Source organism: Kitasatospora sp. NPDC054768 (assembly GCF_053612025.1).
Genome location: NZ_JBSHBN010000074.1, coordinates 1 through 25,452 on the forward strand (window position 1 = coordinate 1; position 25,452 = coordinate 25,452).

A 25,452-nucleotide genomic window follows, 5' to 3' on the forward strand; every position below is an offset into this window, starting at 1 on the left:
GCCGGGGCGGTGCGGCCCTGGGGGGGGCGCCGGGTGGGGGGTCACCGGGGGGGCCCCCGCCCCCTCGGGGGGAGCGGGGCCGCCGGTGGCCGGGCCGTCCGGGCGTCAGCCGGTGGTGAGCACCAGCTTGTGCTTGGTGGCCTTCTCGACCGCGTCCGGCGAGTAGGACCAGGTCAGCAGCTTGCCCTTGAGCCAGAGGTCGGTCTGGTCGTTGTAGTTGTCGTGGAAGGCGTGGCCGGAGGCGCCACCGACGTTGATCCAGCGCGAGGAGTCGAGGTCGTTCAGGTCGACCACCATGCGCATCGACGGGATCCAGTCCACCTGGTAGCCGGCCGCCGCGTTCCAGCCGGCCGCGTCGACCGCCGCCGAGCCGCCGGAGAGCCGGTACGGGCCGCGGTTGAGCAGCTTGTGCACCGCGCCGGAGGCGATCGAGGAGTTGTCGGTGCCGAGGGTCTGCTCGCGCAGCTCCAGCTTGTGCAGGCGGCCCCAGCTCCAGGTGGAGACGTCCTTGCTGAGCAGCGAGGTCAGCTCCTGGCGGGCGTTCTTCATCGCCTCCTGGAGCAGGTTGTTCAGGCCCTTCTGCTCCTTGTGCTGATCGTCGATGTACGTCCACCACGAGCTGTCGGGCTTCTCCAGCTGCTGGCGGACCACCTCGGTCCAGCGGTCGCCACCGTCCGGCTGGGCCTTGCCCGGCTCGCGGGTGCCGCACTCGGTGACGATCTTGGTGGAGCTGTCCGGCTTGGTCGGGTCGTCCTGCTGGCGGACCAGCAGGCAGTTGTCCTTGGCCCGCAGGTCGGCCGGGAACTTCTGGCCGAAGGCCAGGATCAGCAGCTGGCGCCAGACGCCGTTGTAGTAGGCGGCGGCGGCCGAGTCGGCGTCCTGGTGGAAGTTCCAGTCCTTCAGCAGGTCCTGGGCCTCGCGCACGTACGGGTCGCTGATCGGCTGCTTGAGCAGCAGCGGGACGAGCGTCTTGGCCATCACGCTGGTGTTGTCCAGCTGGAGGGTCTGCATGTCGTCCGGCGAGATCTTGCCGTTGTTCTTGAGCAGGCCCTCGATCTGGTCGGTGATCTCCTTGGCGCGGGTGCCGTACTCCCAGTCCCTGGTCAGGTTGTACTTGTAGCTCGGGTCCACCACGGCCTGGTTGGCGGTGACGATGTAGCCGGCCGAGGGGTTGAGGCTCCAGGGCAGCGCGGTGAAGGGGATCGGGTCCTTCCACTGGTACGCGGAGTCCCAGCCCGGCGAGGGGAGGGTGCCGTCGCCCTTGCCGCGGACCGGGATACTGCCCGGGGCCTGGTAGCCGATGTTCTTGGCGTCGGCGTAGATCAGGTTCTGCGCGGGGACGGTGAAGTCCTTGGCGGCGGCGCGGAACTCGTCCCAGTTCTTCGCCTTGTCCAGCTCGAAGACGGCGTCCATGGTCTTGCCGGGGCTGAGCGCCGTCCACTGCAGGGCGACGCCGTAGCCGCTGGTGCCGCGGTCCGGGGCGGACTGGCCGTTGGGGGCGTACTTGCCGACGTTCTGCTGCTCGCTGCTCTGGTCGGAGATCAGCGGGGCGCCGGTCTGGGTGGTGCGGACGGTGATGGTGCGGTCCTCCCCGCCGGCGACCTTGATGGTCTCCTTGCGGAGGTCGAACTTCACGTCCTTGCCGTCCACCTGGTAGGTCTCCGGGCCGGTGACCTTCTCCAGGTAGAGGTCGGTGACGTCGGCGCCGAGGTTGGTGAAGCCCCAGGCGATGTCCTTGTTGTGTCCGATGATCACGCCGGGCATGCCCGCGAAGGTGAAGCCGGAGACGTCGAACTGGCAGGCCGGGGAAGCGGTCCGGCAGTGCAGGCCCATCTGGTACCAGACCGAGGGCAGGCCGGGGCCGAGGTGCGGGTCGTTGGCCAGCAGCGGCTTGCCGGTGGTGGTGTGCGAACCGGCGACCACCCAGGAGTTGGAGCCGATGCCCTGGCCGGGGCGGCCGAGCAGCTGCGGCATCGAGTCGACCCGGTCGGTCAGGCCCTGCAGCATCGCCTTGGTGGCCGCCGCGCCCTGGGCGGTGGCGGCCGTTCCGGCGGCCGTCCCGGACTGCGGGGAGCCGTCGGCGGGACGGTAGTTGTCGCCGGTCACGGCGCCGGTCTTCACGATGGTGCCGTTGCGGGCGTACGGATAGTCCGGGTACAGCTCGGCGATCTTGTCGGGGCCGAAGTCCTGGGCCAGCAGCGAGCGGTCGATCTCCTCCTGGAGGTTCCCGGAGAGGTTCCAGGCCATCGCCTTGAGCCAGGCCACCGAGTCGACCGGGGACCACTGCTCGGGCCGGTAGCCGCCGTTGACCACGCCGAGCAGGCCGTACTCCAGCGAGGCCTTCGCGCCGCCGGGGTGCTCGGCGAGCCAGGCGTTCACGCCGTCCGAGTAGGCCTGGAGGTGCTTCTTGGTCTCCGGCGACAGCTTGGTGTCGAACTCCTTCTGCGCCACCTGCCGCCAGCCCATGGTGCGGATGAACGCGTCGGTGTCGACCTGGCCGTCGCCGAACATCTCGGAGAGCCGGCCGGCGGTGATGTGCCGGCGGACGTCCATCTCCCAGAAACGGTCCTGCGCCTGGACGTAGCCCTGGGCACGGAAAAGGTCCTCGTCGGTGTCGGCGTACAGCTGCGGGATGCCGTTGGCGTCCCGCTTGACGTCGACGGGCGCGCTCAGGCCCGGCACCTTGACGCTGCCGTCGACCTCCGGGAAGGAGGCGCGGACCGCGGAGACCCCGCGGTAGCCGCCGTAGCCGGTGCCGGCCACCAGCAGCACGACCAGCACGATCACGATCAGACGGGCGCGCCGGAACTTCTTCGAGCGGGGCATCTGGGTCCTTGCGGTCCTGACTTCGGGGCGGGCGGGCGTGTCCAGGGCCTGCGGCCGTGACAGGGCACCACATTAGGCCGAGTCGGCCGGGCACCGTGAACGGGGGACCAAGCTAAAGATATGGCAAAATGTTAGACTGCGTAACGATCCGCAAGAGGAGCATTGACGACTTCTTAACGGGTCACCCCACAGCACCACCAGACACCCCGCCCGCCCATGCCTGCCCGAGGTGCCCCTGCGTGAACGTCTCCCATCTGAACCAGCTCCTGCTTGAGTCCTCCGTGATCCTGCTGTTCGCGGTGGGCGCCGTCCGCCTCTCCACCCGATCAGGGCTGCCCAGCCTGCTGATCTATCTCGGGATCGGCGTGGCGCTGGGACAGAACGGGATCGGCGTCACGTTCAACAACGCCGAGCTCACCCAGGTGCTCGGCTACGCGGCACTCGTGGTGATCCTCGCCGAAGGCGGCCTCAAGACCAGCTGGCGGGAGATCAAGCCGGTCATGCCGGCCGCGACCGTGCTCGCCACCGTCGGCGTCGGCATCAGCGTCTTCGCCACCGCCGCCGGCGCGCACTGGCTGGTCGGCCTGGACTGGCGCACCTCACTGCTGCTGGGCGCCATCGTCTCCTCGACCGACGCGGCCGCCGTCTTCTCCGTCCTGCGGATGGTCCCGCTGCCGCACCGGCTCACCGGCCTGCTGGAGGCCGAGTCCGGCTTCAACGACGCGCCCGTGGTCATCCTGGTCGTCGCCTTCGCCACCACCGGGGAACTGGACACCTGGTACGTCCTGATCGGCACGATCGCCGCCGAGCTGGCGATCGGCGCCGCGGTGGGCCTCGCCGTCGGAAAGATAGGCTCCTACGGGCTCAAGCACGTCGCACTGCCCTCCTCGGGCCTCTACCCGATCGCCGTGATGGCGCTCACCGTGCTCGCGTACGCCGGCGGCGCGCTGCTGCACGGCTCCGGCTTCCTCGCCGTCTACATCAGCGCGGTGATACTCGGGAACTCCAAGCTGCCGCACGGCCCGGCCGTCCGGGGCTTCGCCGACGGACTGGCGTGGATCGGGCAGATCGGCATGTTCGTGCTGCTCGGGCTGCTCGTCACGCCCGAGACCATGGGCGACGCGGTGGTGCCCGCGCTGGTGATCGGCGGAGTGCTGGTGTTCCTGGCACGGCCGCTGTCGGTGATGGTCTCGCTCACCCCGTTCAAGGTGCCGGCCCGCGAGCAGGCACTGCTGAGCTGGGCCGGGCTGCGCGGGGCGGTGCCCATCGTGCTGGCCACCATCCCGGTGGTGTCCGGCGCGCACCGGGCCGAGGACGTCTTCAACATCGTCTTCATCCTCGTCGTGGTCTTCACCCTCCTCCAGGGGCCGACCCTGCCGTGGGTGGCCAAGCGGCTGCGGATCGACGAGGGCGACATGGGCCAGGACCTGGGCATCGAGTCCGCCCCGCTGGAGAAGCTCCACGGGCACCTGCTGTCGGTCGCACTCTCCCCCGCCTCGAAGATGTCGGGCGTGGAGATCAGCGAGCTGCGGCTGCCCAAGGGGGCCGCGGTCACCCTGGTCGTGCGGGAGGGGAACTCCTTCGTGCCGGACAAGGCGACGGTGCTGCGCGGCGGGGACGAACTGCTGGTGGTCACCACGGACGAGGTCGGCGAGGCGGCGGAGCGGCGGCTGCGGGCCGTGGACAAGGGCGGCAAGCTCGCGGGGTGGCTGAACGGGCGGTGAGCGCGGGGGCCGGCTCGGCTCGGCCCCTTCACTGCTCGAACCGGCTGCTCCGGCTCACCCGGCCCGCCCTGCACTCCTCGGCCCGCCCCGGCCCCTCCGGCCCGTCACGGCTGGGGCGGGCCGCCTGGGCCGGGGTCGGCCGAGGGTATCTACGCGCGTAACTGATACGATGGTTCGATCATCCGTATAACCATCGCTAGACCACCCCCAATTTCTGCCTGACGCAGAGTTGGCGCGACCGCTCGGCGGCCGCGGTCCGGCTCCCGGCCACCACGCCGGACCGGCCCGGTATCTACCCCGGTCGACGCGCGAGAGGACGACTCTCGGCGCCGTCGGGGCCACACCATGCCCTGCCGCGCTACCAGGCAGCAGGAAGGACCGACCGTGACGGCGCGCCGAACGGTCGACACCGCCGCGGACCACGCGGCCACCCCCGCAGCTCCGGCCCCCGCCCGCGTCGGGTACGGCGAGCTGCTGCGCACGCCCGGGGCCTGGACGTTCCTGTCCCCCGCCCTGGTCGCGCGGCTGCCGTACGCGATGCTCAGCATGGGCATCCTGCTGCTCGTCACCCGGACCCACGGCTCGTACGGCACCGCCGGTACGGTCACCGCCGTCGCCGCCGTCGCCCAGGCCCTGGTCGGGCCGCAGACCGGGCGGCTCGCGGACCGCTACGGCCAGGCCGCGGTGCTCGTCCCGACCGTCCTGGTGCACGCGGCCGCGGTCGGCGCGCTGATCGCGCTCGCGCTCGGTCACGCGCCCGCCTGGAGCCTGTTCCTGGCCGCCGTCCCGGCCGGTGCGAGCGTTCCGCAGGTCGGCGCGATGGTCCGGGCCCGCTGGGTGGCCACGTTCACCGCGGACGGCGCCTCCGACGCCTCCGCGGCCCGGGTGAGCACCGCCTTCGCCTTCGAGTCCGTGACGGACGAGTTCACCTTCGTGATCGGCCCGATCCTGGCCTCCGGCATCGCCGCCCTCGCCAACCCGGCCACCGCCCTGGTCGCCGAGGCCGCGCTGACCCTCGTCGGCGGCCTGGCCTTCGCCGCCCAGCGGCGCACCGCCCCGGCCCGGATCGTGCCGCAGCCCGGCACCAAGCGCGCCTCGGCGCTCGCCTCCCCCGGCGTCCGCCTGCTGGCCGGGACCTTCCTCGGGGTCGGCGCGGTGTTCGGCGGCATGCAGGTATCGGTGAACGCCTTCGCCGACTCGGTCGGGCAGCACGACGCCGGCGGCACCGTGTACGGGATCTTCGCCGGCGGCTCGATGCTGGCCGGCGTGCTGTACGGCGTGATCGCCTGGCGGCGGCCGGTGCAGCAGCGGATGCTGATCAGCTACACGCTGCTGGTCCTGGGCTGCTCGGTGCTGTGGGCGATGCCCAACCTGGTCGCGCTGACCGTCGCCGGGCTGGTCTGCGGGCTGGCCATCGCACCGACCCTGATCAGCGGCTACACCCTGGTCGAGACGCTGGTCGCGGACGGGGCCAAGACGGAGGCCTTCACCTGGCTGACCGGCGCCATCGGGCTGGGGCTGGCCGTCGGCTCGATGGCGGCGGGCCGGCTGATCGACGGGCACGGGCCCTCGACCGGGTTCCTGGTGCCGGTGGCCGGGGCCGGACTGGGGCTGATCGTGCTGCTCTCGCTGCGGCACCTGCTGGTGGCACCGGGACCCGGGGCGGCCGTCGCGGGCACCTCTCCGGCCCGGGGTTCGGGCGACGTCCCGGCGGAGCACGGCGGTGCCGGGCGGCTGGTGGGCGCGGCCAAGGGCTGAGCGGGAGGCGGTCCGGCGGCCGGGCCCGGCCCATCTCACACCGGAGTCGCTGGACTGATCCCGCGGAATGCCGCATCATTGACCATCGTTAGCACTCATCAGGCGAGAGTGCCAGGAGGAAGACAAGTGCCCACGTACCAGTACCAGTGCACCGAGTGCGGCAACGGCCTGGAGGCGGTGCAGAAGTTCACCGACGAGGCGCTGACCACGTGCCCCGACTGCCAGGGACGACTCCGCAAGGTCTTCTCGGCCGTGGGCGTCGTGTTCAAGGGCTCCGGCTTCTACCGGACCGACAGCCGCTCGTCCTCCAGCAGCACGGTGGGCGCCGGGTCGTCGTCGACCCCCTCGACGTCGTCCGCCACGTCCACGTCCTCCTCGGCTTCGTCCTCGTCGTCGAGCTCCGGCTCCTCGTCGTCGTCCAGCCCGGCTCCCGCCGCGAGCTGACCTCGGCGCCGGGCCATCGGCCCGGGACGGCCCGCAGACCTCGGAGAGGCCCGTCGGCCCCGCTTCCACGCGGGGACGGCGGGCCTCTCCGCGTTTCCGCCGACTCCAGCCGTCGACCTCCCCTCTTCCCCCTCCCCCTTCTTCCCCCGCTGCGGCCCCATGGGCTTTTCCGTCACCCCGGACGGGCCGGAGCACCTCGTGCGGGTGAACGAAGTTGTCCACAGGGCCCGGTTATCCACAGGACTGGGGAAAATGCTGTCCGAGTTCGCCGGAAACGCTCATCGTGTGGGCATCCGGTCCGCGAGGGGCCGGGCCGCCGACACTCCGGAGGTGCGTCGATGACGACCGCGAACTTCTCCCTGCCCCTGCCCCTCCCGCTGCCCGCGCCCGCCGTGCCGCCCCGGCAGGAGCTGCCGGGCTTCCCGCCGATCCGGCGCGGGTGCGGCGGGTGGCACCGCTGGCGCAGTGCGGTGCGACGGCGGGCCGGGGTGCCCGTCCTGGTGCTGCTCGCGGTGGCGGCGGCGCTGGCGCTGGGGCCCGCGCGGGCCGGTCTGCCGCCTCCCCAGGGGGGCGCGCTGGGCCGGACGGGTTGTCAATCCGGGACTACGGAAGATCACCCGTAACCGGGGGGCGACTTCGTCGTTCGAGGCGGCATGAAGGGCTTCAAGGAATTCCTGCTGCGTGGAAATGTCATCGACCTCGCCGTGGCCGTGGTCATCGGCGCGGCCTTCACCAACATCGTCAACGCCTTCGTCAAGGGCGTGATCAATCCACTCGTCGGCGTCTTCGGGACAAAAGACCTCGCGTCCTACAGTTCCTGCCTCAAGGGGCCCTGCGAGGCGAGCCCGACCGGCGAGGTCACGTCCGGAATCCTCATCCTGTGGGGATCGGTGATCAGCGCCGCAATCCAGTTCCTGATCACCGCGGCGGTCGTCTACTTCGTTCTGATCGTGCCCATGAACAAGCTGGCGGCCCACCGCAAGACCCTCGCCGAGAAGGCGGCGGACCTCGAAGCCAAGGAGGTCACCCTGCTGACCGAGATCCGCGACGCGCTGGTCGCGCCGCTGCGCTGACCGACGGGTGCCGGTCGGCGCCCGGTCCCCGTTCCTCAGCCCCCGTGGTGTGGCGGGCGCTGGCTCAGGTACCAGTCCAGCCCCCGTCCACCACCCTCCCCCGCCCCGGGGCGGGCACCCCAGCCCGCATCGGTGTCGTCACTGGACTGCTGGTCCAACGGGTCCCGGAAGACCAGCCGGGCCTTGGCGGCCGCAGCCTCCCGGGGCTCCTGCGCCCGGTCCTGCTCCTGGCCCTTTTCCTGCCCCTGCTCGCTCACGCCGTCCACTCCGTCCACTCGTCCCTCCCCTCCAGCCTAAGAGCCCCGCGGCACGCCTCGGGCCCCGGTGCGGAACGCTCCGCGCCAGGGCCCGGATGAGGGCTCGGCCCATGGGCCCGACCGGTCCGTCGGGCAACCTGCCAGGCGGAACTGTCGGGTGGCCTGTCGGCTCGCCTGTCAGGCGGCTTCGAAGCCCGCGTGGTCGGCGATCTTCTTCAGCTCGGCCAGCGCGTGCTTCTCGATCTGGCGGATCCGCTCGCGGGTGAGGCCGTGCTGCTTGCCCACCTCGGTGAGGGTGCGCTCGCGGCCGTCCTCCATCCCGTAGCGGGAGCGGATGATCGAGGCGGTGCGGTCGTCCAACCGCCCGATCAGGTCGTCCAGTTCCTCGCGGCGGAGCATGACCATCACGGCGTCCTCGGGGGACGTGGCCCCGGTGTCCTCGACGAGGTCACCGAACTGGGTCTCGCCCTCGTCGTCGACCGACATGTTGAGGCTGACCGGGTCGCGCGCCCAGTCCAGCACGTCCTTGATCCGGGCCTCGGTGGTGTCCAGCTCGGCCGCGATCTCGGCCGGCTCCGCCTCACGGCCCAGCTCCTTGGACTTCTCCCGCTGCACCCGCCGGATCCGCCCGAGCTCCTCCACCAGGTGCACGGGCAGCCGAATGGTGCGGGACTGGTCGGCGATGGACCGGGTGATCGCCTGCCGAATCCACCACGTCGCGTACGTGGAGAACTTGAAGCCCTTGGCGTAGTCGAACTTCTCGACGGCGCGCACCAGGCCCGCGTTGCCCTCCTGGATGAGGTCCAGCAGCGGCAGGCCGCTGCGCGGGTAGCGACGGGCGACGGCGACCACGAGCCGGAGGTTGGACCGGATGAAGACGTCCTTGGCGCGCTCGGCGTCGGCGGCTATCGTCTCCAGCTCCTCGCGCGTGACGCCGTCGGGGAGTCCGCCCTCGTCCATCAGGTGCTGGGCGTACACGCCGGCCTCGATCCGCAGCGAGAGCTCGACCTCCTCGGCGGCATCGAGCAGGGGTGTCCTGGCGATCTCGTCGAGGTACATGCCGACCAGGTCGCGGTCGGCCTCAAGGTTGGTCGGGCGGGCCGCGCGACTCCGGTCGGCCCTGTCGCGAACGACGGCACGGGTGGCCATGCTTGCTCCCTTTGCTGGTATTGCCGAGGTCTGCCTGCCTGCCTCGTGAGGGCAAGAAGTGCGGGCCCCTGGAGGCACACACGTAACGATCCAACGAACAGAATCCGGACAACATTCCCAAGTCACTCAGATTCTTCCCGGCGATGCAGTATCCTGCCGGTTTTCACCCCGGCCTCGAACGCTGAGTGATCGGTCGGGCGCGTCCCGTGCCATCGGCCGGCCGCTCCGGGAGCGATGTCTTCACTCGACCCACACGCTGCCGCCGCCCACCCGTTGAACCCGCGAACGGCCGCCGGCGTTCCCCGCGTTCCCCGCTTTCCGCCGCCGCACGCACCCCGGCACACGCAGGTCCTCCTCACAAACGATGCCGAATCGCTATCACTCCGGCTCTTGCCCGGCACGGGACACTGGGAAGGTGTCAGTCATGCACCTGACCAACAGCACGAACCGCCTCACTGCGCGCAACCGCAGTCTCCTTCGGGACACCGCGCTCGCACTGGGCTGTGCCGCGCTGTTCGGCCTGCTGGCCGCTCCGGTGACCGGCCAGTGGCACCCGCTGGTCCGCTTCGACCAGGAGTGGATCGGCGAACTGCACACCTACGCCCGGGAACACCGGGTGTGGACCGCCTCCGTGCAGACGCTCTCGGACATCGGCGGCACCGTCACGATGCGGACGCTGCTCGGAATCGCCGCCGGGTGGCTCTGGTTGATCGGCGCACGGGTGCTGGCCGGCTGGGTGGCCGCCCAGGCCCTGGTCGGCTGGGGCGCCCAGTGGGCGCTGAAGCTGGCCTTCGGCCGCAGCCGCCCCTCCTTCACCGATCCGGTCTCGCACGCCGACGGCCCGGCCTTCCCCTCCGGACACGCCATGGCCTCGGCGATCACCTGCGCCGTCCTGGTCGGCCTGCTCTGGTACCGGGTCCGCCGGCGCGGCCGCACCGCCGCCTGCCTGGTGGCGGCGGCCACGGTGCTGACCATCGGCTGGACCCGGATCGCGCTCGGGGTGCACTGGCCCAGCGACGTCCTGGCCGGCTGGCTGGCCGCCGGCATCGTGCTGGGCACCGTGACCGCCGTGATCCAGGTCTGGCGCCCCGGCGCCCTGGCCCGGGATGTACGGCGGGTCAACTGGCGCACCAGGGACCGGGTCCAGCGGGTCGTCGTGTCGGGCGGGCGCTCCTCGCGCACGGCCGCCCCGCTGGACGAGGACGGGCCGCACGGCCCGCCGGAGGAGGTCCCGGGCGACCCGTCCGGCCGGGCCGACGAGACCGTCCGCTGAGGCCTCGTCACCCCACGGCCCGCTCCCGGCCACCACCGGCCACCACCGGCCACCACCGGCCACCACCGGCCACCACCGGCCACCACGCTAGCGTGACGGCCATGCCCGACACCACCGCCCCCATCTCCCCCGCCGCGCCCGCCGGTTACCCCGAGCGCCCGCTGCGGATCGCCACCGTCCAGGCCCAGGCCGTGGCCGGTGACATACCCGCCAACGTCGCCCAGGCCGCCGAACTGATCCGCGAGGCCGCCCGGGCCGGCGCCCGGCTGGTGCTGTTCGCGGAGAAGGTCCTCTCCGGGTACGAGCCCGAGCTGATCAGCGCCGACCCCGTCAAGTACGCCGTCCAGCCCGGCGATCCGCGCCTCACGCCGATCGCCGAGGCCTGCCGCGAGACCGGCACCGCCGCCATCGTCGGCGCCGCCGTACGGGACGGCGCCGACCTGCGCGTCTCCGCCCTCGTCCTGGGCCCGGACGGCGAGTTCGTCACCCGCTACGACAAGCAGCACCTGTTCATGACCGAACGCGAGCACTACCGCCCCGGGACGGCCGGCTGCACCCTGGAGCTGGACGGCTGGCGGCTCGGGCTCGGCGTCTGCTACGACTCCGGCTTCCCCGAGCACGCCCGGGCCGCCGCGCTCGACGGCTGCCACGCCTACCTGGTCGGCGCGCTGTTCAGCATGGGACACGGCCACCACGAGTCCCGCACCTGGTTCCCGGCCCGCGCGCTCGACAACACCCTCTACACAGTGCTCGCCAACCACATCGGCCGCACCGGCGGCTGGCACACCTGCGGCGGCAGCGCGGTCTGGGGCCCGGACGGCCGGCTGATCGCCGAAGCGAGCGAGGACCGGCGCGAACTCGTCGTCGTCGACCTCGACCCGGACGTCCTGCGCCGCACCCGCGAAACCGAGTCCCTCCTCGCCGACCTCGCCCTCGCCACCGCCCGCCCGCAGGCCCCCCGAGCCCGCTTCACCCTGGCCTGACCCACCTCGGCGGCCACACCCGCCGGGAGCGTCAGGGCACGGGGCGCGGTCGGCTCCGGTGCACCGGCTGGCCGGCCCGGTCAGGAGGCGCGCATCGCCGCCACCGCGGTCATCCGTCCGACCCGGCGGGCCGGCAGCACCGCGGCGGCCAGGCCGACCAGGACGGTCAGGGTCAGGGCGGCCAGCACCGGCAGGACCGGCGGGGTGCCGACCGTTCCCAGCGTCGAGGTGATCGAGCGGGCGGCCGCCCAGCCGTAGGCGACGCCCAGGCCGGTGCCGACCAGCGCGCCGGCCAGGGAGAGCAGCAGCGCCTCCAGGGTGAGCATCCGGCGCAGTTGCTCGCGCGACATCCCGATCGCGCGCAGCATGCCGATCTCGCGGGAGCGTTCGCTGATGCTGAGCATCAGGGTGGCCGCGACGCCCAGGCCGGCGATGGCGACGGAGAAGGACAGCAGGGCCATGCTGACGGTCTTCAGCCGGTCCAGCAGCGAGCGCAGGGTGTCCGCCTGGGCGGCCGTGTCGGCGACGGTCACCTGCGGGTGGTCGGCGAGGGCGCGGTCCAGGGCCCGGCGGGCGGTCGGCCGGTCGTCGCCGGCGGCCGGGGAGATCCAGGCCGTGGTGACGGGCGCGCCGGGGGCGAGGCGGTCCAGGGTGGTGGGCGTCACCAGCAGGGTGGCGCCGCTCTGCAGGGTGAACGGCAGGCTGCTGCGGCCGGGTTGGAGCCTCAGCTCGACGCCGCCGGCCCGCCGCACCCCGGTCTCGCCGAGTCCGCTCAGTGCGGTGCCCTCGGTGAGTGCGCGGGCCCGGTCCACGTCGTCCGTCGAGGAGTTGAGCCGGGTGGGATCGACGGCGGCGACCACGGTGGGCCGGCCGTCGAGGTCGACGGTGGCCGAGCGGACCGGGGTGACGGTCAGCCCGTGGTCGGCGCCGAGGGCACCGAGTGCCCCGGTGGGCAGGGCGCCGCCGCCGGTGGCGGCCGCCGAGAAGACGCCGGGCTGGCGCGCGGACATCACGGGCACCAGCGACTGCGAGGTGATGTCGAGCGCGGTGACCGCGCCGACCATCACGGTCACGCCGAGCAGCAGCGCCGAGCCGGTGGCCCCGGTGCGGCCGGGGTTGAGCCGCAGTTGCTGGGTGGCGAGCCGGCCGGCCGTCCCGCCGAGCCTGCGGGCGGGGCGGCCCAGTACGGCGACGACCGCGGGCAGCACCCGGTGGGACAGCCGCAGCACCCCGAAGAAGTTGGCGATGGCACCGACGGTGACGGCGAGCAGCGACAGCGGCGGCGGGGTCAGCGCCCCGGCCACCAGCAGCGCCGTGCCCGCGAGCAGCAGCCCGGAGGTCCACACCGCGGCCCGCGCCCTGGCCGCCCCGACGGCCGGCGCGGGGGTGCCGCCGAGGGCGGCGATCGGCGGCACGGCTGCGGCGGCCTTCGCCGGGCCGCGTACGGCCAGCAGGGTCAGCAGCACGCCGAACAGTCCGGCCAGCAGGCAGGTCAGCGGGGAGGGCATCAGCGACAGGTGCACCGGTCCGAGGTCGAGCCCGCCGACCACGGCCGTGCCGAGCGCGCCGAGGGCGACCCCCAGCAGCACGCCCGCCGCCGAGGCGCCCGCCCCGAGCAGCAGTCCCTGGCGGCGGATCAGCCGGCGCAGCTGCTGCCGGTCGGCGCCCACGCAGCGCAGCAGGGCGAGCTGGCGGGTCCGCTGGGCGAGCACCACCGTGAAGGTGTTGCCGACCACCATCCGCGCCACCGCGAGCGCGATCAGGACGAAGGAGAGCGCGGCGACCAGCACCACGCCGTACAGGGTGTTGCTCTGCCGGGTCGCCTCGGTGACCGAGGCCGCGCGGGTGTGCACCTGGGCGTCGGCGCCGAGGGCGGCGCGCAGGGCGTCGACGGTCCCGGTCCGGGAGGCGCCGGGGGTGGCCCTGACGTCGAGTCGGTCGGTGGTGACGCCGGTCGCGTAGCCGGCGACCGCGCTCGCCGGGACGCCGATGATCGGGGCTCCGGCGAGGCTCGGGGCGCCCCGCTCGTCCAGGGTGCCGACCAGCCGGGCGGTGGCGGCGGTGCCGTCGGCCCGGGTCAGGTGGACCTCGGCGCCCACGGCGGAGTCCAGCCGGTGCGCGGTCCCGGTGTCGAGCAGCACCTCGCCGGGGCCGGCGGGCCAGCGGCCGTCCTTGAGCAGCTGCCATCGCAGCGCCGGGTCCTCGGCGACGGCGCTGACCGCGGCGGTCCGGTCGAGCGGCCGCCCGTCGGCGGCCAGCACGGCGCTCCTGCCGGTCAGCCGCGGGGCCACCGCGGCCACCCCGGGGGTCTGCCGCACCTGCTCGGCGGCGGCCGCGTCCAGCCCGCCGGCCGCGGCCTTCCTGGTCACCTGGATGTCTCCGGGGCCGACCTCGGCGGCCGCGGTCTGGCTGTAGGAGTCCACCAGCGCCCCGCTGCCGCTGACGGAGGCGATCAGGAAGGCCACCCCCAGGGCGATCGCGGCGCCGCTCAGGAGCAGTTGGCGCAGCTGGCCGCGCAGCTCGGCCACGGTGTATCGGTAGGTCGTCATGGTTCCCCGGCTCGTCCGCCCTGACCGGGAACGGTGCTCCGGCAGGGGTCTCTACGAGCCTAGGAGCGCGGCGGCCGCGCCCCGTCGGCACGAGGTCTGTTTCATGATCAACCCGCGGGCGCACGGCGGCCCCCGCCGTCTCCTCCCGGAGAGGTACGCCGCCCCTGACGCCGACCGGTCCGCCCGCCGCCGGTCGCACCCGGCGGTCGACGGCGGGCGGCGCCGGGCCCGGGAACGCCGCAGGCCCCCCGCCCGGAGTGGGCGGAGGGCCTGTGACCTGCGTGTTCGTTGTGCCCCAGGCAGGATTCGAACCTGCGACACCGGCTTTAGGAGAGCCGTGCTCTATCCCCTGAGCTACTGAGGCGCGGCCCGGGTGCTACCAGGCCGCTCACAGCGTACCGGATCAGGGGTGGGGCACGGGGTGACGGAGGGGGTGCGGGCGGGGTGCGGGCGGCCGACGGGGTGTCAGGGCGGTTCAAGTAGCCTGCCGGGCAGGGTGGGATCCGCCCCGGAACGCCTCGCTAAGGAGACGAAGGACCTGATGAAACCTGCTGTGCACCCGGTGGGCCGGCTGTTGGGGCAGGTGTGGGTGTGGCCCTCGGTGGTCATGCTGGCGGTGGGCGGGTACCGGCTGGGGACGCCGGACCTGTGGCGGGACGAGATGGCGACCTGGACGGTGGCCACCCGCTCCCTGGGGGACCTTCTGCGGCTGCTCCAGCACGTCGACGCCAGCAACGGCGCGTACTACCTGTTGATGCACGGCTGGACGGCGGTGTTCGGCGACTCGACGGTCTCGCTGCGAATACCCTCCGTGCTGGCGATGGCCGGGGCGGCGGCGTTCGTGGCGCTCACCGCCGAGCGGCTGTTCGGCGGCAGGGTGGCGGCGGTCGGGGCCGGGCTGCTGTTCACCGTCCCCTCGGAGATCTCCCGCTACGCCCAGGAGGCGCGCTCCTACGCGCTGGTGACCTGCGCGATCGCGGCGGCCTCGTACTTCCTGCTGCGGGCGCTGGAGCGGCCGACCTGGCGGCGCTGGGCGCCGTACTGCGTGGCCATGGCGCTGGCCGGCGCCGGGCACCTGGTGTCCTTCAGCACGGTCGCCGGGCAGGTGGCGCTCCTGGCGCTGCACCTGTGGCGCACCCGCCCGGAGACGGACCGGCGGCTGCTGTGGCACTACCCGCTAGCGGTCGCCGTGGCGGCGCTGCCGGTGCTGCCGGTGGTGCTGCTGGGCAGCCGGCAGTCGGACCGGCAGCTGGGCTGGATACCGACCCCCTCCCTGCGCGGCCTCGCCTACTTCGGGGAGCGCCTGTTCGGCTCGGACGTCGTGTTCTACGCCTTCGTCCCGCTGGCGCTGCTGGCACTGGCGCTGCCCGGCCGGCGGATCCGGGCCTGGCAGGCGCTGCTGCTCGCGGAACTGCCGGTGGTGGGCGTCTGGCTGGTGTCCCGCCTGACCGACACCTCGTACTTCCTCGGGCGGTACCTGCTGTTCACGGTGCCCGCCTGGGCGGTGCTGGCCGGCGGCGGCGCCGGGGCGCTGTACGGCGCGGTGGCGGCCCTGGCCCGGCGACGCGGCCGGGCCCCCCGGGGGGTCGTCTCGGCGGCCGGGCTGCTGACGGTCGGGCTGCTCGCGGCACCGGCCGTGGCGTCGCTGCCGCAGCAGCCCGAGGTGCGGTACGTGGGCTCGCACAACGGCTCGGAGGAGCCGTTCAAGGCGGCGGCCCGGGAGATCTCGGCCGGCTACCGCTCCGGGGACGGGATGGCGGCCCCGCTGGGCGACCAGTCCTGGGCGCTGGCCTGGCCCGGCGTCGACTACTACCTGCCCTCGGACGTGCGCCCCTATCCGGTCTTCGTCGCGCAGAGCGCCGACGACGCCGGGGAGCTCTCGCCGATGCCCTGCCCGCAGCCGGCGGACTGCCTGGGCGGGGTGTCCCGGATCTGGTTGCTGGTCCTCGGCGACACCCAGGACCCGCTGGGCGCGATGCCCGCGGACCAGGCGCAGGTGCTCCGCGCCCAGTACGGCGACCCGGACCGGGTGACGCCGCTCGGCGGTCTCACGCTCGCGCTGCTCGACCGGGACGCCTAGCCTCCGGCGGAGAAGGAGGAAGGGGAGCCGGTGCGGACCGGCTCCCCTTCTTCTTTCGATGCCTCAGCGGCTCAGCGGCTCAGCGGCTCGACGGCCCAGCGGCTCGACGGCCCAGCGGCTCGACGGCTCGACGGCTCGACGGCTCGACGGCTCGACGGCTCGACGGCTCGACGGCTCGACGGCTCGACGGCTCAGAGCGTGCGCAGCAGCCGGGACTGGATGGACGGCGGGTTCAGGTCGGACTGGAGGGCCACCGGGACCTCCGCCTTGTCGTCGCCCGCGCCCACCCGCAGCACGCCGACCTCCTTGCCGGCCGTCTCCCTGTGGTCGATCTTCGAGGTGTCCAGGGTGACCGTGCCGGTGATGCCGGGGAAGCCCGCCACCACCAGGTCCTTGGTCGCGACGACCGCGACCTTGCCGCCGAGCCCGTCCTCCACCGAGCCGACGACGTCGCCCTTCTTCACCACGGTCTGGCCGGTCACGCCGTTCTGCGCGGCCTGGATCTGCTTGCCGCTGACCTTCAGCACGGTCGGCAGGATGCCGTCGCCCGGGTTGGGCGAGGTGGCCTGCTGGCCCAGCGTGACACCGAGGATCAGCCGCCTCACGCCGCCGACCTCCTTGTAGGCGGCCCACATCAGGCAGCCGCCGGCCGGGGTGCTGGAACCCGTCTTGACGCCGATGACGCCGGTCTTCGGGTTGATCAGGTTGTTGGTGTTGGGGACCTTCGCGTTGTTGAAGTTGGTCTCCGGGGTGGAGACGATCTGCCGGAAGATCTCGTCCTGCATGACCTGCTCGGCCAGCTTCAGCTGGTCCTTGGCGGTGGACTTGGTGTCCGGGTTGTAGCCCGCCGGGTCGGCGTAGATGCTGTTGGTCATGCCCAGCTTGGTCGCGGTGTCGTTCATCAGCTTGACGAACTCGGCCTCGGAGCCGGAGTGGTAGCGGGCGAGCAGCCGGGCCACGTTGTTGGCCGAGGGCAGCATCAGCAGCTCCAGGGCCTGGTACTCGGTGAGCACCTGGCCCTCGACGAGCGTCACCTTGGACTCGTCGACGTTGCCGGACTCCTGCGCGGCCTGCTTGTCGACGGTGATCTTCGGGCCGGCCTCCCCCTTCTTCAGGGGGAACTTCTGCAGGATCAGGTAGGCGTTCATCACCTTGGTGACGCTGGCGATCGAGGCCGGCGTCTCCGGACCCGAACTGCCGAGGCTGCCGACGCCGACCACCTCGGCGGCGGACTGGCCCTTGGCCGGCCAGGCCAGGTCGAGCGCGTCACCGGAGAAGCTGTAGCTGCCGGCGGCGGTCGACCTCAGCCTGGGGTCCGGCAGCGGGCGCAGCAGCTGGGCCACCGCGAGCGCGCCGAGCACCACGGCGAGGAAGACCGTCCAGATGGTCACCCGCTTGAGAGCGCGCCGCAGCGGTGAGACCGGGCGGGCGTTGAGGGAGGCCAGGACCTCCATCGCCTCGGCGGTGTTCTCCGGCGACGGCAGCGGCTCCGGTGCGGGCAGCGGCTCGGGCTCGGGCAGCGGCTTCGGGGCCGGCACGGGCGCGGGCACGGGGGCCGGCTTCGGCAGCGGCGTCGGGCCGGGGGTCGGCTCCGGCTCGGGAACGGGCCCGGGCTCCGGACGCGGCTCGGGCTTCGGCTCCGGCACGGTGCCGGCCGGGGCGGCGGTGCCCGCGGCGGAGGCGCGCGGCGGCGCGGGCTTCTCCGGCTTCTCGGCCCGGTCCGGCCGCTGACCGGGCTGCCCGGTCCTGGTCAGCGCGAGGGTCACGGAGCCGATGGCGGGAGCGTCCTCGGCGTCGGCGTCGGCGTCCTCGGCGTCCCCGGTGTCCTCCGGGTCGTCCTCGGTTCCGGCGTCCCCGGCCTTCCCGGTCTGCTCGGCCGGGCCGGTCTGCTCGGCCTTCCCGGTCCGCTCCGCGCCGTCGGCCTCGTCGGTGCCGTCGGCCTTACGGGCGTTGTCCGTGTTACAAGCGTTGTCGGCGTTGTCGGCCGCTTCGTCGGCTGCTTCGTCGGCCGCCTTCTCCGCCTCGTCCGCCGTCCCGGCCGGTGCGGCCGAGGACCCCGGGCCGCCCTCGGAACCGCCCTCGGAGCCGGTCTCCCCGGACGGCTCGGCCGCCTTCCGCCCGGCCTTCCCGGCCGCCGTGGCACCCGTCCGCATGGCGAGACGCGGGTCGGCGGCGACCGGACGCCCGGCGGGCTCGGCCTCCTCCGCGGTTTCCGGCGAAGTCGCCTTCTCCCCCTCCCCACCTTCGGAACTCCCCTTGCCGGCAGCCTTCACCAGCTCATCGGGCAGCCGCAGCGCGGTGGTGCTGTTGTCCACCGGCAGCCGCAGCATCGTCGTCCGGCTGTCCACATCCCGGACGCGGAGCTGTACGGTCGAACCGCCCTTGGGCGCCGCCTCCGGAGCGTCGACGGGCGCCTTCGGGGCCGCCTCACCGGAGGCCTCCGCGGGGCTGTCCGAGGAGGTGTCGGAGGAGGTCTCGGCGGTCGCCTCGGCGGCGGCCGTTGCCGACGGCCCGTCAGCAGCCGTACCGGAGCCGCCCTCGGCCGGCCCGGCGGCGTCGGCCGCCGTACCGGTCCGTTCGCGCTCGCGGTCGCGCTGCCGCTCGTCGCCGTCCCTCAGCACCCTGTCGGGGGACTCGCCCACGTATCCCAGCCTCCTCAACGCCCGGCGGGGCACCGGCGAACCCGATTTCGGGAAGCCGACGCCCCGCCCCGTGTACCTGTACAGTCTCCGCCACCGGCGACCGTTCCGGCCGCACACACCCCGCCCGACCGGCGCTTATTGTCGCCACCCGGTCGCGCCGCGGCCTGTTCACCGATCAGACGCAAGGCCCGCCGCCGCCGGTTCCGCACCTTCACCGCAAGGTCACGATTCGGAGGCGTACTCGACAAGCCCGTGTGAGAGGCGTCACCCTGTCTCTCATCCACGCGGGGAGGCTTGGATGGGCAAGAGCCGCAGAACTGTTCCCGAGGAACTCTTGCTGCTCGCTTTGGACCCGACCACGGGTACCACGGCGCAGCCGCAGACCCTCGACCTCGGACTCGCCGGGGCGCAGCTCGTCGAGCTGTCCCTGGCCGGACGGATCGTACCGGAGGGAGACCGGATCGCCGTCGTGCTCGCACGACCGACCGGCGACCCGACCCTTGACCACGCACTGGAACTGCTGCGCCGACGCGGCAGTCCGGTCCGCGCGGCGCACTGGATCGGCGGGCCCCGGCTGGGGCTGCGGCAGACCTATCTGGCGCACCTGGAGCGCTGCGGCATGGTCACGGCCGTGCCGGGCCAGGTGTGCGGGGTGCTGCCGACGACCCGGTACCAGGCGTCCGACGACTGCACCAACGCCGCGATCAAGCAGCGGCTGGACACCGCGATCCGCACCGGTGTTCCGCCGGATCCGCGGACGGCCGCGCTCGCCGCGCTCGCCCACTCGGTCGGGCTGGGCAAGCACCTGTACCCGGGCAACGAGGGCCGGTCCTCACGGTCGCGGTTGCGCGACCTGATCCGGTACGACCCGCTGGGCGGGATGGTCGCGCACGCCGTGATGGACGTGCAGAACGGCCTGCCGGCGCAGCAGAACCGTTCTTCCCAGGCTTCCGGGGCCGCTGCCGGCCGCCCCGGCGCCCGTACGGCGGGCCGGGGTTCGGGCGGGCGGGTCCCCGCCTCCCGGGTCGGCGTCCGCTGACCCGGGAGGGCACCAGACCCCGGGAGGGCACCAGAACCGGGGAGGGCACGAGGGCCGGGGAGTCCTGGAGGGCTTCGACGGCCGCAGCGGTCCGCACGGCCCGGCGGGCAGCCATCACGGCGCCCGACACCACCGGCCGCGCACCCGGCGGCGCACGCCGTCCCCCTCGCACCACCCGAAGGCGCTGAGCGCCCCGACGCACCACCGGTGCCACCGGCACAACCGGCACCACCAACAGCACCGAGGGGCGGTCGCCCCGCGACGCGAGTCGCCCGGCGACCGCCCCTTCGCCGTCCCCGGACGCCCGGCAACCGCCCGCCCCCGCACGTGCCGGGGCAGGTGCGGGCCGGTCCGGGGGCGGCCTCCGCAGTACCTGTCCGAGTCGTCCGAGCCGCATTACCACCTGGGGGCTTTCGCTGTCTCGCGGAAGTGCTTTTCCGATGATCTGTGCTACCGCGCTGCTGTGATTCCCCGGCGCCGACCTGGCCCAAGGTGACATGCTGCTCCAAGTCAGGGGGGTTGGTCCCAATGTCCGAAGTGTTCCGAGGGCTGCCGCTCCAACGAGCACCAGAGGTCCGGCCGGAGGTCGAAGTGTCCGCCAACGTCAATCCCACCGTGCGCCGCCGGCGCCTCGGTTCGGAGCTGCGCAAGCTCCGCGAGGGCCTGGGCATGACGGCCGAGGAGGTCGCCGGCCGGCTGATGGTCTCCCAGTCGAAGATCAGCCGGCTGGAGAACGGCCGCCGCAGCATCAGCCAGCGCGATGTGCGCGACCTCTGCGACGTCTACAACGTGCCCGACGACCAGCTGCGCGCCAGCCTGATGGAGATGGCCAAGGAGTCGCGCCAGCGCGGATGGTGGCACGACTTCAACGACATGCCGACCCCGTACAGCGTCTACATCGGACTGGAGGCCGAGGCCTCCTCGATCCGCGCGTACGAGTCCTCCTTCGTCCCCGGCCTGCTGCAGACCGAGCACTACGCCCAGGCCGTGGTCGAGGGCACCCAGCCGGACACCGACGCGGTCGCCGTGCAGCGCCGGGTGCAGGTCCGGATGAAGCGCCAGGAGCGCATCCACGGCGAGAACCAGCTGGGCAGCCTGTGGACCGTCATAGACGAGGCGGTGCTGCGCCGCGAGGTCGGCAGCAAGGCCGTGATGGCCCAGCAGCTGCAGCAGATGCTGGAGCTCAGCCAGCGCGCGAACATCACGATCCAGGTGATCCCGTTCTCGCACGGCGCCCATCCCGGCATGACCGGGACATTCTCGCTGCTGGAGTTCCCGGAGTCAGCCGATTCCACAGTTGTCTACTTCGAAGGTGTGACGAGCGATCTCTACCTGGAGAAGGAGGCGGACGTGCGCCGCTATACCGGTCTATACGACTACCTGAGAGCGGCCGCACTCGGTGTCGCGGAGAGCCGGTCGCTGATAGCCGACATCGAGAAGGAATTCCACGAATGATCACCCCGTCCGAGTACGGAACCCGTTGGCGCAAGAGCAGTCACAGCGGGGGCCAAGGCGCCTGCGTGGAGATCGCCGTCCCAGGCGCGGGGGAGGTGGCCGTCCGGGACTCCAAGGACCCCCGGGGGCCCCAGCTGCGCTTCTCGGCCGATGCCTGGAACGCCTTCGCCTCGGCGGTGGGGGACGGCGCCTTCGGCGGCCTCCCGGACTGACCCTCCCGCCCGGTTCCGCACTCGGACCAGTTGCCCGTAGCGGCGGCCGTCGCCCCCCGGCGGCGGCCCGCGCTACGGGCAACTCCCGTTCCGGGGTCCCGGGTCGCTCAGCCCGTCACCGGGTAGCGGGTGGCCCAGTTGGCGCCATCCGGGGTCCGCCGGTCGTGCAGTTCGGTGCCGTGCACCAGCTCCAGCACGAAGTCGTCGGCGAGTTCGAGGATCGCCCCGCGCCCTTCCAGCCCGGCCAGCAGGCCCGGCGGCAGCGCGGTGTCTCCGTGCAGCGCCCCGAGCAGGTTGCCGCAGATCGCGCCGGTGGAGTCGCTGTCCCCGGAGTGGTTGACCGCGAGCAGCAGGCCCGAGCGCACGTCGTGGGCGACCAGGGCGCAGTAGACGCCGATCGCCAGCGCCTCCTCGGCCACCCAGCCCTCCCCCAGCGCCTCGACCCGGTCGGCGGACGGCTCGCCGGCCCGCACCGCGTCCAGGGCGGCCCGCAGCGCGGCGGTGGTCTCCTCGTGCGCCGGCCGCTCGGAGAGCAGGGCGAGCGCCAGGTGGACGCCCTCCTCCAGGGTGCCGCCGCGGGCGACGGACTGGACGATCACCGCGAACGCGCCCGCCGCGAGGTATCCGGTGGGGTGGCCGTGGGTGAGCACCGAGCACTCCACCGCGAGTTGGAACACCAGGCCCGGCTCCCAGGTGGTGAGCAGCCCGAAGGGCGCCGCCCGCACCACCGTGCCGCAGGCCTTGGAGTGCGGGTTCTTGGGGACCTCCAGGGTGCCGAGCCGCTCGGCGTGGGCCCCGCTGAGGCCCGACAGGCAGCCCTGTCCGGGGGCGCGCTGGGCGTAGAGCCACTCCTCGCGGCCGAGCCAGCCGAGGTCGGGGCGGCGCTCGTCGGGGCCCCAGTCGCGCTGGGTGGCGGCCCAGCGCAGGTAGGCCAGGTGGAGGTCGGTGGGCGGGTGCCAGCTGCCGGTGTCGCGCCGGATGTGGGCGCGGATCAGCCCGTCGACGGTGAAGAGGCTGAGCTGGGTGTCGTCGGTGACGGCGCCGGTGCGCCCGTACGCGGGGACGTAGCCGGTGACGCCCTGCGGGCCGTGCTGGGCCCGGATCTTCTCCAGCGACTCGAACTCGACGCCGGCGCCGAGCGCGTCCCCGACGGCACCGCCGAGCAGACAGCCCCGCACCCGGCTGCGGTAGTCCTGCTGCTGGGCGCGTGACCACAGTGGCATCACGACGGGGCGCCTTTCCTCGGGTGTGGGGTCCGCGCGTCGCTCGGCCGGGAGCGCGCCCTGGCACTGTATTCGAAGAGCCGATCGAATCGGCCCCTCCCCGGGAGTTCGGCGCCCCCGTCCCGGCCGCCGTGCGGGCGGCGGCCGGGACGGCACGGGTCTCAGTCCAGCACCGGCAGCAGCTCCGGCAGGTGCCCGTCCGAGGCCAGCGCCGCGGCCCGCCGCTCGGCCGGCACCTCGCCGTAGGTGGTGGTGCGCTGGCGGTGCGGGCGGCCCGCGGCCTCGGCGATCGCCTGGAGGTCGCGCACCGACTTGTAGCTGCCGTACGCCGAGCCGGCCATCCGCGAGATGGTCTCCTCCATCAGCGTGCCGCCGAGGTCGTTGGCGCCCGAGCGGAGCATCTCGGCCGCGCCCTCGGCGCCCAGCTTGACCCAGCTGGTCTGGATGTTGGGGATGTGCGGGTGCAGCAGCAGCCGGGCCATCGCGACCACCGCGCGGTTGTCCCGGGCGCTCGGGCCGGGCCGGGCGATGCCGGCCAGGTAGACGGGCGCGTTGGTGTGGATGAACGGCAGGGTCACGAACTCGGTGAAGCCGCCCGTCCGTTGCTGGATCCCGGCGAGCAGCCGCAGGTGGCCGAGCCAGTGCTTCGGGGTGTCCACGTGCCCGTACATCATCGTGGACGAGGAGCGCAGGCCCAGTTCGTGCGCGGTGGTGACCACCTCGACCCAGGTGGCGGCCGGCAGCTTGCCCTTGGTGAGCACCCAGCGGACCTCGTCGTCCAGGATCTCGGCGGCGGTGCCGGGGATGCTGTCCAGGCCCGACTCCTTGGCCCGCTGCAGCCAGTCCCGGATCGACAGCCCGGTGCGGGTCGCGCCGTTGACGACCTCCATGGGCGAGAAGGCGTGCACGTGGATGCCGGGCACCCGCTCCTTCACCGCGCGGGCGATGTCGAAGTAGGCGGTGCCGGGCAGGTCCGGGTGGATGCCGCCCTGCATGCAGACCTCGGTGGCGCCCACCTCCCAGGCCTGCGCGGCCCGGTCGGCGACCTGCTCCAGCGAGAGGGTGTAGGCGTCCGCGTCGGTGCGGCGCTGGGCGAAGGCGCAGAAGCGGCAGCCGGTGTAGCAGACGTTGGTGAAGTTGATGTTCCGGGTGACGCAGTAGGTGACGTCCTCCCCGACCGTGTCGCGGCGGACGTCGTCGGCGATCCGGCAGAGCGCGTCCAGGGCCGGACCGTCCGCGTGGAACAGGGCCAGCGCCTGGTCGTCGGTCAGTCCGGTCGGGTCGTCGGCGGCCACCGCGAGGGCCTCCCGCAGGTCTCCGGCGAGGCGCTCGGGCGCGCCCTTCGCGAGCACCTGCTCGCGCAGCACCTCCCAGTCGCCGTACACGTCCTCGAAGTCGGCCCGGCGGTCGCCGGTGCGGCCCTCGGTGTCGATGGTGGCGTGCAGGTCGGTGCGGCCGTACGACACCGGCAGGTCCTCGGGCTCCTGCCAGGGCAGGCCGCGGACCACCGCGTCCGGGTCGGCCAGGCCGGTGGCCGGGTCGGCCAGGGCGCGGACGTGCGGCAGCACCCGCGGGTCCAGCCAGGGTTCGCCGCGGCGCACGTACTCGGGGTAGACGGCGAGGCGCTCGCGCAGTTCGAAGCCGGCCGCCGCCGAGCGCTCGGCCAGCCGCTCGATCTGCGGCCAGGGGCGCTCGGGGTTGACGTGGTCCGGGGTGAGCGGGGAGACCCCGCCCCAGTCGTCGATGCCGGCCGCGATCAGCCGCTCGTACTCGCCGTCCACCAGGTTGGGCGGGGCCTGGAGGCAGGCGGCCGGGCCCATCAGGTGCCGGGCCACCGCCACCGTGGCCACCAGTTCGTCCAGTTCGGCGTCCGGCATGCCGCGCATCGCGGTGTCCGGCTTGGCCCGGAAGTTCTGCAGGATCAGTTCCTGGACGCCGTGGTAGGCGCGGGAGACCTTGCGCAGCGCGAACAGCGACTCGGCGCGCTCCTGGTACGTCTCGCCGATGCCGATCAGCAGGCCGCTGGTGAACGGGACGGAGCTGCGCCCGGCGTCCTCCAGCACCCGCAGCCGGACGGCCGGCTCCTTGTCCGGGGAACCGTGGTGCGGGCCGCCGGGCTCGCTCCACAGCCGGGTGGCGGTGGTCTCCAGCATCATGCCCATGGAGGCGGAGACGGGCTTGAGCCGCTGGAAGTCCGTCCAGCTCAGCACCCCGGGGTTGAGGTGCGGCAGCAGGCCGGTCTCCTCCAGGATGCGGATCGACATGGCGCGCACATAGGCGATGGTGTCGTCGTAGCCGTGCGCGTCCAGCCACTCGCGGGCCTCCGGCCAGCGGTCCTCGGGCTTGTCGCCGAGCGTGATCAGGGCTTCCTTGCAGCCGAGTTCGGCGCCCCGGCGGGCCACGTCCAGCACCTCGTCCGGGGACATGTACATCCCGTGGCCCTCCCGGCGCAGCCGGCCGGGGACGGTGACGAAGGTGCAGTAGTGGCACTTGTCGCGGCAGAGCCGGGTGAGCGGGATGAAGACGCTCTTGGAGTAGGTGATGACGCCGGGACGGCCGGCGGCTTCGAGGCCCGCGTCCCGGACCCTGGCGGCACTCGTACAGAGGTCCAGCAGGTCGTCGCCTCTGGCCTGGAGCAGCACGGCGGCCTCGGTCGTGTCGAGGGCGACGCCGTCCCGGGCGCGGCGCAGGGCTCGGCGCATCGCGTTCTCGGTCGGCGGGGTGCTGGCGTCCATGGCGGTTCCGTCCATGGCGCGACCCTACGC

At 73.2% G+C, this 25,452-nt stretch carries 18 protein-coding genes and 1 tRNA gene; 11 read left to right on the forward strand and 8 right to left on the reverse strand.

The features are described 5' to 3' along the window. Positions 1–105: 105 nt before the first annotated feature. On the reverse strand, positions 106–2,826 hold the full coding sequence (locus ACWGKU_RS22020; RefSeq protein WP_452180966.1) for a penicillin acylase family protein: 2,721 nt from the start codon (positions 2,824–2,826) through the stop codon (positions 106–108). A gap of 239 nt (positions 2,827–3,065) precedes the next feature. On the opposite strand from ACWGKU_RS22020, the gene ACWGKU_RS22025 reads away from it, so the two are divergent. The 5 genes from ACWGKU_RS22025 (at position 3,066) to mscL (ending at position 7,825) form a co-directional block, all read left to right on the forward strand. Next, a complete protein-coding gene (locus ACWGKU_RS22025; protein ID WP_401051715.1) occupies positions 3,066–4,550 on the forward strand; it encodes a potassium/proton antiporter in 1,485 nt (494 codons plus the stop codon). A 384-nt stretch (positions 4,551–4,934) separates the two neighbouring features. Further along, positions 4,935–6,308 carry an MFS transporter gene (locus tag ACWGKU_RS22030; RefSeq protein WP_452180967.1) on the forward strand — a complete coding sequence of 458 codons (1,374 nt, stop codon included), beginning with the start codon at positions 4,935–4,937 and terminating at the stop codon, positions 6,306–6,308. Between the two features lie 126 nt (positions 6,309–6,434). Then, positions 6,435–6,752, forward strand: coding sequence for an FmdB family zinc ribbon protein (locus ACWGKU_RS22035; protein ID WP_359899804.1), 318 nt, complete (start codon positions 6,435–6,437; stop codon positions 6,750–6,752). A gap of 338 nt (positions 6,753–7,090) precedes the next feature. Next, entirely contained in the window at positions 7,091–7,375 is a 285-nt protein-coding gene (locus ACWGKU_RS22040) for a hypothetical protein (RefSeq protein WP_452179603.1), read from the forward strand. A 30-nt stretch (positions 7,376–7,405) separates the two neighbouring features. Beyond that, a complete protein-coding gene (mscL, locus tag ACWGKU_RS22045) occupies positions 7,406–7,825 on the forward strand; it encodes a large conductance mechanosensitive channel protein MscL (RefSeq protein WP_452179604.1) in 420 nt (139 codons plus the stop codon). Positions 7,826–7,860: 35 nt separating this feature from the next. On the opposite strand, the gene ACWGKU_RS22050 is transcribed toward mscL, so the two are convergent. Together ACWGKU_RS22050 and ACWGKU_RS22055 are read right to left on the reverse strand one after the other, a co-directional pair. Next, positions 7,861–8,082 carry a hypothetical protein gene (locus ACWGKU_RS22050; protein ID WP_359899810.1) on the reverse strand — a complete coding sequence of 74 codons (222 nt, stop codon included), beginning with the start codon at positions 8,080–8,082 and terminating at the stop codon, positions 7,861–7,863. Positions 8,083–8,259: 177 nt separating this feature from the next. Next, positions 8,260–9,231 carry a sigma-70 family RNA polymerase sigma factor gene (locus ACWGKU_RS22055; RefSeq protein ID WP_359899812.1) on the reverse strand — a complete coding sequence of 324 codons (972 nt, stop codon included), beginning with the start codon at positions 9,229–9,231 and terminating at the stop codon, positions 8,260–8,262. Positions 9,232–9,655: 424 nt separating this feature from the next. Here ACWGKU_RS22055 and ACWGKU_RS22060 point away from each other — a divergent pair, with 424 nt between their 5' ends. Both ACWGKU_RS22060 and ACWGKU_RS22065 read left to right on the forward strand, forming a co-directional pair. Further along, positions 9,656–10,504, forward strand: coding sequence for a phosphatase PAP2 family protein (locus ACWGKU_RS22060; RefSeq protein WP_401050918.1), 849 nt, complete (start codon positions 9,656–9,658; stop codon positions 10,502–10,504). 101 nt (positions 10,505–10,605) lie between these two features. Continuing rightward, complete coding sequence (locus tag ACWGKU_RS22065) at positions 10,606–11,487, forward strand: carbon-nitrogen hydrolase family protein (protein WP_401050919.1); 882 nt, start codon at positions 10,606–10,608, stop codon at positions 11,485–11,487. 80 nt (positions 11,488–11,567) lie between these two features. Here ACWGKU_RS22065 and ACWGKU_RS22070 read toward each other — a convergent pair whose 3' ends face one another. Further along, complete coding sequence (locus tag ACWGKU_RS22070) at positions 11,568–14,036, reverse strand: FtsX-like permease family protein (RefSeq protein WP_452179605.1); 2,469 nt, start codon at positions 14,034–14,036, stop codon at positions 11,568–11,570. Between the two features lie 291 nt (positions 14,037–14,327). Continuing rightward, positions 14,328–14,400, reverse strand: a tRNA-Arg gene (locus tag ACWGKU_RS22075). A 177-nt stretch (positions 14,401–14,577) separates the two neighbouring features. Here ACWGKU_RS22075 and ACWGKU_RS22080 point away from each other — a divergent pair. Further along, complete coding sequence (locus tag ACWGKU_RS22080; protein ID WP_452179606.1) at positions 14,578–16,116, forward strand: glycosyltransferase family 39 protein; 1,539 nt, start codon at positions 14,578–14,580, stop codon at positions 16,114–16,116. A 191-nt stretch (positions 16,117–16,307) separates the two neighbouring features. Here the strand turns inward: ACWGKU_RS22080 and ACWGKU_RS22085 are convergent, their stop codons facing one another. Then, entirely contained in the window at positions 16,308–18,758 is a 2,451-nt protein-coding gene (locus tag ACWGKU_RS22085) for a hypothetical protein (RefSeq protein WP_401053855.1), read from the reverse strand. A gap of 298 nt (positions 18,759–19,056) precedes the next feature. Between ACWGKU_RS22085 and ACWGKU_RS22090 the strand changes: the two genes are divergently transcribed. From ACWGKU_RS22090 to ACWGKU_RS22100, 3 genes are all read left to right on the forward strand, one after another. After that, complete coding sequence (locus ACWGKU_RS22090) at positions 19,057–19,797, forward strand: GOLPH3/VPS74 family protein (RefSeq protein ID WP_452179607.1); 741 nt, start codon at positions 19,057–19,059, stop codon at positions 19,795–19,797. Between the two features lie 591 nt (positions 19,798–20,388). Then, positions 20,389–21,252 (forward strand): helix-turn-helix domain-containing protein, encoded by an 864-nt coding sequence (locus ACWGKU_RS22095; protein WP_359899824.1) that lies wholly within the window; start codon positions 20,389–20,391, stop codon positions 21,250–21,252. Then, positions 21,249–21,464 carry a DUF397 domain-containing protein gene (locus ACWGKU_RS22100; protein ID WP_359899826.1) on the forward strand — a complete coding sequence of 72 codons (216 nt, stop codon included), beginning with the start codon at positions 21,249–21,251 and terminating at the stop codon, positions 21,462–21,464. The genes ACWGKU_RS22095 and ACWGKU_RS22100 overlap by 4 nt, the downstream gene beginning before the upstream one ends. Positions 21,465–21,571: 107 nt before the next feature. On the opposite strand, the gene ACWGKU_RS22105 is transcribed toward ACWGKU_RS22100, so the two are convergent. Next, complete coding sequence (locus tag ACWGKU_RS22105; protein WP_401051935.1) at positions 21,572–22,687, reverse strand: ADP-ribosylglycohydrolase family protein; 1,116 nt, start codon at positions 22,685–22,687, stop codon at positions 21,572–21,574. A 161-nt stretch (positions 22,688–22,848) separates the two neighbouring features. Continuing rightward, positions 22,849–25,437 carry a bifunctional FO biosynthesis protein CofGH gene (locus ACWGKU_RS22110; RefSeq protein WP_401051937.1) on the reverse strand — a complete coding sequence of 863 codons (2,589 nt, stop codon included), beginning with the start codon at positions 25,435–25,437 and terminating at the stop codon, positions 22,849–22,851. Positions 25,438–25,452: the final 15 nt, after the last annotated feature.

Bases quoted from the DNA above. Each gene is read 5' to 3' on its own strand.
- ACWGKU_RS22020 (WP_452180966.1), bottom strand. From the start codon at position 2,826: ATGCCCCGCTCGAAGAAGTTCCGGCGCGCCCGTCTGATCGTGATCGTG.
- ACWGKU_RS22040 (WP_452179603.1), top strand. From the start codon at position 7,091: ATGACGACCGCGAACTTCTCCCTGCCCCTGCCCCTCCCGCTGCCCGCG.
- mscL (WP_452179604.1), top strand. From the start codon at position 7,406: ATGAAGGGCTTCAAGGAATTCCTGCTGCGTGGAAATGTCATCGACCTC.
- ACWGKU_RS22055 (WP_359899812.1), bottom strand. From the start codon at position 9,231: ATGGCCACCCGTGCCGTCGTTCGCGACAGGGCCGACCGGAGTCGCGCG.
- ACWGKU_RS22060 (WP_401050918.1), top strand. From the start codon at position 9,656: ATGCACCTGACCAACAGCACGAACCGCCTCACTGCGCGCAACCGCAGT.
- ACWGKU_RS22065 (WP_401050919.1), top strand. From the start codon at position 10,606: ATGCCCGACACCACCGCCCCCATCTCCCCCGCCGCGCCCGCCGGTTAC.
- ACWGKU_RS22070 (WP_452179605.1), bottom strand. From the start codon at position 14,036: ATGACGACCTACCGATACACCGTGGCCGAGCTGCGCGGCCAGCTGCGC.
- ACWGKU_RS22080 (WP_452179606.1), top strand. From the start codon at position 14,578: ATGAAACCTGCTGTGCACCCGGTGGGCCGGCTGTTGGGGCAGGTGTGG.
- ACWGKU_RS22090 (WP_452179607.1), top strand. From the start codon at position 19,057: ATGGGCAAGAGCCGCAGAACTGTTCCCGAGGAACTCTTGCTGCTCGCT.
- ACWGKU_RS22100 (WP_359899826.1), top strand. From the start codon at position 21,249: ATGATCACCCCGTCCGAGTACGGAACCCGTTGGCGCAAGAGCAGTCAC.
- ACWGKU_RS22105 (WP_401051935.1), bottom strand. From the start codon at position 22,687: ATGCCACTGTGGTCACGCGCCCAGCAGCAGGACTACCGCAGCCGGGTG.
- ACWGKU_RS22110 (WP_401051937.1), bottom strand. From the start codon at position 25,437: ATGGACGGAACCGCCATGGACGCCAGCACCCCGCCGACCGAGAACGCG.